Source organism: Caballeronia sp., from assembly GCF_049581465.1.
Classification (GTDB): Bacteria; Pseudomonadota; Gammaproteobacteria; order Burkholderiales; family Burkholderiaceae; genus Caballeronia.
In genome coordinates, this window is sequence record NZ_JBAUSA010000114.1 from 1 (window position 1) to 5,086 (window position 5,086).

6 protein-coding genes are annotated in these 5,086 nt (G+C 61.7%); all 6 read right to left on the reverse strand.

Annotated features, from left to right (window positions below; genetic code table 11):
* On the reverse strand, positions 1-1,596 hold a 1,596-nt coding region (locus tag WCA53_RS02805), incomplete at its 3' end, for a penicillin acylase family protein (RefSeq protein WP_423905236.1).
* Positions 1,597-1,742: 146 nt separating this feature from the next.
* The gene (locus tag WCA53_RS02810) at positions 1,743-1,901 is read right to left on the reverse strand and encodes a hypothetical protein (protein ID WP_423905237.1); all 159 of its coding nucleotides are present in this window, start codon (positions 1,899-1,901) and stop codon (positions 1,743-1,745) included.
* A gap of 124 nt (positions 1,902-2,025) precedes the next feature.
* The gene (locus WCA53_RS02815; RefSeq protein ID WP_423905239.1) at positions 2,026-2,223 is read right to left on the reverse strand and encodes a hypothetical protein; all 198 of its coding nucleotides are present in this window, start codon (positions 2,221-2,223) and stop codon (positions 2,026-2,028) included.
* Positions 2,224-2,481: 258 nt separating this feature from the next.
* Entirely contained in the window at positions 2,482-3,225 is a 744-nt protein-coding gene (locus tag WCA53_RS02820; protein WP_423905241.1) for a Mut7-C RNAse domain-containing protein, read from the reverse strand.
* A gap of 4 nt (positions 3,226-3,229) precedes the next feature.
* Positions 3,230-3,688 (reverse strand): response regulator receiver protein, encoded by a 459-nt coding sequence (locus WCA53_RS02825; RefSeq protein ID WP_423905243.1) that lies wholly within the window; start codon positions 3,686-3,688, stop codon positions 3,230-3,232.
* A 148-nt stretch (positions 3,689-3,836) separates the two neighbouring features.
* A complete protein-coding gene (locus WCA53_RS02830; RefSeq protein ID WP_423905245.1) occupies positions 3,837-4,961 on the reverse strand; it encodes a PLP-dependent cysteine synthase family protein in 1,125 nt (374 codons plus the stop codon).
* Positions 4,962-5,086: the final 125 nt, after the last annotated feature.

A 5,086-nucleotide genomic window follows, 5' to 3' on the forward strand; every position in this document is an offset into this window, starting at 1 on the left:
GGGCAGCGTGCGGTTGTTCGCGGTCCACAGGCGCCCGAGCGGCGGGTCGATCCGAGAGGGGTACGCATCCGGAGTCAGGTAGCCCCGCCAGCCGCGATACGTGAGCGAATTGAACGGCAGGTCGCCGAGCTGCGCGCTCGATGCGTCATCAATAGCGTCACGTTGCGGCAGGGGTCCGGCAAGCGTCCAGCCGATCTTGCCGCGCGAATCCGCGACTACGAAGTTCTGCGTCGGAATCCCGCTGGTTTGCGCCACATGTAGCGCGTCTGTCACGCTCGCGCTGTCTTCAAGCCGCTGCAAGTTCAGGTTGACCGCCTGAGGATCATGCGCGACCCAGCGCAGCGCGTACGCGTGTGGGCCGACCACGATCTGCGGGCCCCAGCGCGTATCGATGACCTGCAAGTCGACCGGCACGCCGCCGTTGACGGCAATGCGTTCGCGATGGACGGTCGCACGTTCCCAACTGCCATCCGCGATCCGGTACTGCAACGGATCAGCAGGACTACGTTGCAATTCGATCAGATCGATGAAACGGCCATAGCTGTTTGTGAAGCCCCAGGCGACCTGCCCGTTGCTGCCGGCGATCACGAGGGGCGCACCGGGCAGGCTGACTCCAGTGACGCGGTGCGTTCGTCCGTCGGGTCCGGGCCACGCTAGCGATATCCGGTACCAGATGTTCGGCAACGACAGGCCGAGGTGCATGTCGTTCGCGACGATCGCCCGGCCGTGTGCACTGTGTGCGCCATCGACCGCCCAGCTGTTGCTGCCGGTCATCGAGTTGGCCATGGTCAGGCCGCTGTACCGCGGCCCGGCGCTCGATGGCGGGATGTCAGCCGGTTTCAGCGTGCGCAACCAGTCCGGGCGTGTCGAGGGTGGCATCCCAAGGTCACCCGGCGGTGACGATGCGACGTCGAACGGTGCATCCCAATGACTCGTCGCCGGCAGGAGGAACGCGAACAGATCCACCGGCACGCGCTCGCGCAACGCTGCGCGCGACAGGATGCGGCTCACCTCATTGATTTGCAGGTCGAAGTACATTGCATAGACGACCAGCAGCGTGTCTTCGGGGCGCCACGCAGCGGGCTGTGTGCGCAGCAGCCAGTACTCGAACGGGCGCGCGGTCAACGAGGCGAGCCCGTCATTGACGCCCGCCGTGTATCGCTCGATCAGTTGCCTCTGGTCGGGGGGCAACGCTGCGAGCGACATCCGTGCGCGCTCGCGGAAGCGGTGCGGGCGGTCGCGGCGATCAAGCTCGAGCGCCGACGGACCGATCAGTGCGGACATCTCGCCCGCCGCGACGCGGCGCAGCAAATCCATCTGGAAGAAGCGATCCTGCGCGTGCACGAAGCCAGTACCAAAAGCCAGGTCAGCGCGGGTGCTGCCTCGCAGCGTTGGCACGCCGAGCGCGTCGCGTTCGATAGTCACCGGCGCGGCTAGCGCTAATACATCGTGCGTACCGTCGAGCTGCGGCAGGCTAGCGCGCAACGTCATCCAGCCCGCGATTGCAGTCGCCGCGAGGATGATGGCGAGGGCGCACAACAGCGTCACCAGCCACGCTGAATACCGTTTTCGTAAGGAGAGGCCCGGACGATTCATGGCCGACCCTAGGCCTCATAGTTGACGTCCTGTCACCAGGCGCAGCAGGACTCTCGCCGAGCTCAAGTTAAGCCACGCCAAGACGGCGCAACGCGCGTTTGCACTCGATCAATGAGCCGCGGCGCGCGGCCATCGGCGAGGCGTTGTCAGCGACGTTTGCGCATCACGTCCCAACATTGCCGGTGATCCATTCGCCTGAGGAGCCGCCGCCGCATCCATTCACGGCGATAGTGGCCGATGACGAGCAGCGCAGCGACGGTCAGCCCGAATGAACCCACGACAATCCCCGCCCACGAGTCAGTCACGGAAGACTCCTTTGCATTGCACAATCTGATCCAGCTTACAGGACAGCACAGGACTCGATCGGACGCCGATCGAGCCGCGCGTCATGTCAGGATCAAGAGGTAAAGCGTTTGATGCAAGTGACACTCAACGGATCCGCGCTGCAGCCTTGAGAACCGAGTGACCGTTGACGGTGACAAGAGGCCGCCGTTGCCCGGACGTGAGCCTTTCCAGCGTAACGAGTTGGTGTTCGACAAGGGTTACCAGATCGGCATGGTCCAGGTCGATCTGGTCTGGGGCGTCCTTGAGCAGCATCAGGGTTGCAAATTCATGAGGACTCAGCACTGTCGTCTCCTAGGTAATAGGTGCTTCATTCGCTGGGAACTTGACTTGGTCGCCGCGCGCCGCGCTATGTGAAAGATTGCGGATGCGGGGCCTTTGCGGCGTCCGGGTGCGTTGCGCACCCAAGGGCACCATCTTAATGCGATGGCGGCTCAATGATCAATATGTGGGAAAAAATGTTTTTCCAGATGAATCGGGTTACACCGGGTTGACGCACAGGCGGTGTACGAACATCAGGCGCGCGTCGCCGGCAAACGTACCTCAACTCGGGACGAGGATGCCGTCGAGCACGGCAAGCATGCGCTGCCAATGCAAGCCTTCCCAGAAGATACGTCCGCAGAGATCGCAGTTGGTAAACCGTTCGTAGCAGTCAAATACGGGTGCCGGTACGCGTTGCTGGACCCCTGACTTGTCGACTTTGCGCAGCGGCGCGTTGCAGTGCATGCATAGCGTGAAAGGTCGCGCACTGCGCGCGAGGTCGAGCCGCTCGAAGATCTCGCGCAGTTGTAGCGCTGACTGACGCGCTCGCACAAAACAGCCATGTGTGATGTCGCGGCGCTTAAGCAGTTCGCAATCGCGCGTCAGCACGATGCGGTGATCGCGGGCTGCGGCCTCTGCGATCGCGCCATGCTCGGACGCGGTGTTCCATAGCGTATCGAAGCCGGTCACGCGCAGCAGGCGCGCGAGCCCGCCGAGATGCCTATCCGCGATAAAGCGCGTCACGCGCAGCGGATGGTCACGCAACTGCAACAGGGGCGTGATATCGAATGCCTCGAAGGTCGGGTAGACGGCAACGCGATCGCCTTCGCGCAGGATCCGTTCGAAGCCGGCCGATTCCCCATTGATGAGGATCAGTTCGACCTCGGTATGCGGGACGCCGAGCGCCTCCAGTGTGTGCTTGAGCGTCGCGGCATGCGCGCAGGCACGTTCGAAGTCCCGTTGGCGCAATGCAGGCGGAAGGAAATCGTTCAGCTCTTCGTAGAAGCGGAAAGTAGCAACGACCATTGCGCTAAGGGTAGGGCGCCCGGTCAAAATATTCCCTGAGAAGATCCGTGAGTCTCCAAACCGGACAGGGCCGGCGGCAATGCCCATCAAAACCAGCGGCTTGCAACGCAGACATCGAGTCTTCGGGATGGATGCTGCTCAGTGCAACGATGAACCGCTCTGCATGAGTCGGAGCCGCGGTGACGTTGCGGACAAACGCGAAATCGGTGGCGATGTCCAGACGTTTGTCCAACAGTAAAGCCTGAGCGCCCCATTCATCGAGAAGCCGGCGGGTCGAACACAGGTCTTGCGCGTAGATCGACGGAAAGCCTTTAAAGCCTAACAGCAGCGCCATTGACTCGCCTGCCGGCGCCTCAGCATGTGCGACGATCACTCGGCGGAACATCGGCAGAATTGCGGTGAATTTCTTCCGGTTCCAAAGCGAATGCTGGTTCGTATTGTCGTAGGGCAGACGGTTTGTCACTTCAATCTCGACGGCGGGACTGTGTGTTTCCGACGGCGAGTGGTCTTGCATTGCGTTGCACAATGCGCCGCCGAGGGGCGATTCCAGTTTTGGATCTTTGTCTTTGGATCTTTGCTTTCTTTGTTGTCTATTTTAGCTCCGTTGCTCGCTAAATCCCAGTTCCGGCGGCCTCCAGCCCCGCAACGCAATGCTGCGTCAGCGGGGCTTCGCCAGCCACTGCACGAGCGATCAGCGCATCGGGCTCGGCGACTGGAATTCCTTGCGCCCGGTACCACGCAGCGTCGTAGTACGTGTTGCTATAGCGTTCGCCGCTATCGCACAGCAGGCTCACGATAGATCCTTGCTCGCCCGCTTCCCTCATGCGCTCGGCCAGATACAGGACACCCACGAGATTGGTCCCTGTCGAGCCGCCCACGCGACGTCCGAAGCGGCTGGCCAGATAGCGCATTGCAGCAAAGGACAATGCATCCGGCACCTTGAGCATTGCGTCGATACAGGTCGGAATAAAGGAGCGTTCAACCCGCGGACGACCGATGCCTTCGATCTTCGAGCCGACGTCCAGGGTCAGGCTGCTGTCCGGCTGGCCTGCCAGCGTGCCTTTGAAATAGTCGAAAAACACGGAATTCTCGGGGTCGGCGCAAAGAATTCGCGTTTCATATCGACGGTACGCAACGTAGCGGCCCAAGGTCGCGATCGTGCCGCCGGTGCCCCCGCTGGACACGATCCAGGCCGGCACCGGGTGCTCCTCGTCGGCCATCTGCTTGAAGATCGACTCGGCGATGTTGTTGTTGGCGCGCCAGTCGGTCGCACGCTCGGCATAGGTGAACTGGTCCATGAAATGGCCGCCGGTTTCCGTGGCAAGCCGGTGCGATTCCGCGTAGATATCCGCGGGATTGCCAACCAGATGACAGTGCCCGCCATAGAACTCGATCGCCGCGATTTTTACCTGGGAAGTGCCAGCGGGAATCACCGCAACGAAGGGCAGGCCGAGCAGTCGCGCGAAGTACGCTTCGGAAATGGCCGTTGATCCGCTGGACGCTTCTACTACCGTGCTCTTTTCACGTAGCCAGCCATTGCAAAGCGCATAAAGAAACAACGATCGCGCCAGACGATGTTTCAGGCTGCCGGTCGGATGGCTGGATTCATCCTTGAAATAGAAATGGATGGCCGGATAACCGGGCAGGTCCAGCGGAATCAGGTGGGTATCGGCGGAGCGGTTGAAGTCGGCTTCGATCTTGCGAATCGCTTCACGAGTCCATTCGGAACGCGGCATGGCAATCTCCACCGAAATGACGGCTGACAGGAGATCAGGCGAGGGCGATGCGGCTTGAGCGCCAGCACTATTGCACTGCGCCAAGTGCTACGCACGAGCCTCGAACCCGCGAACCACAGATGGCC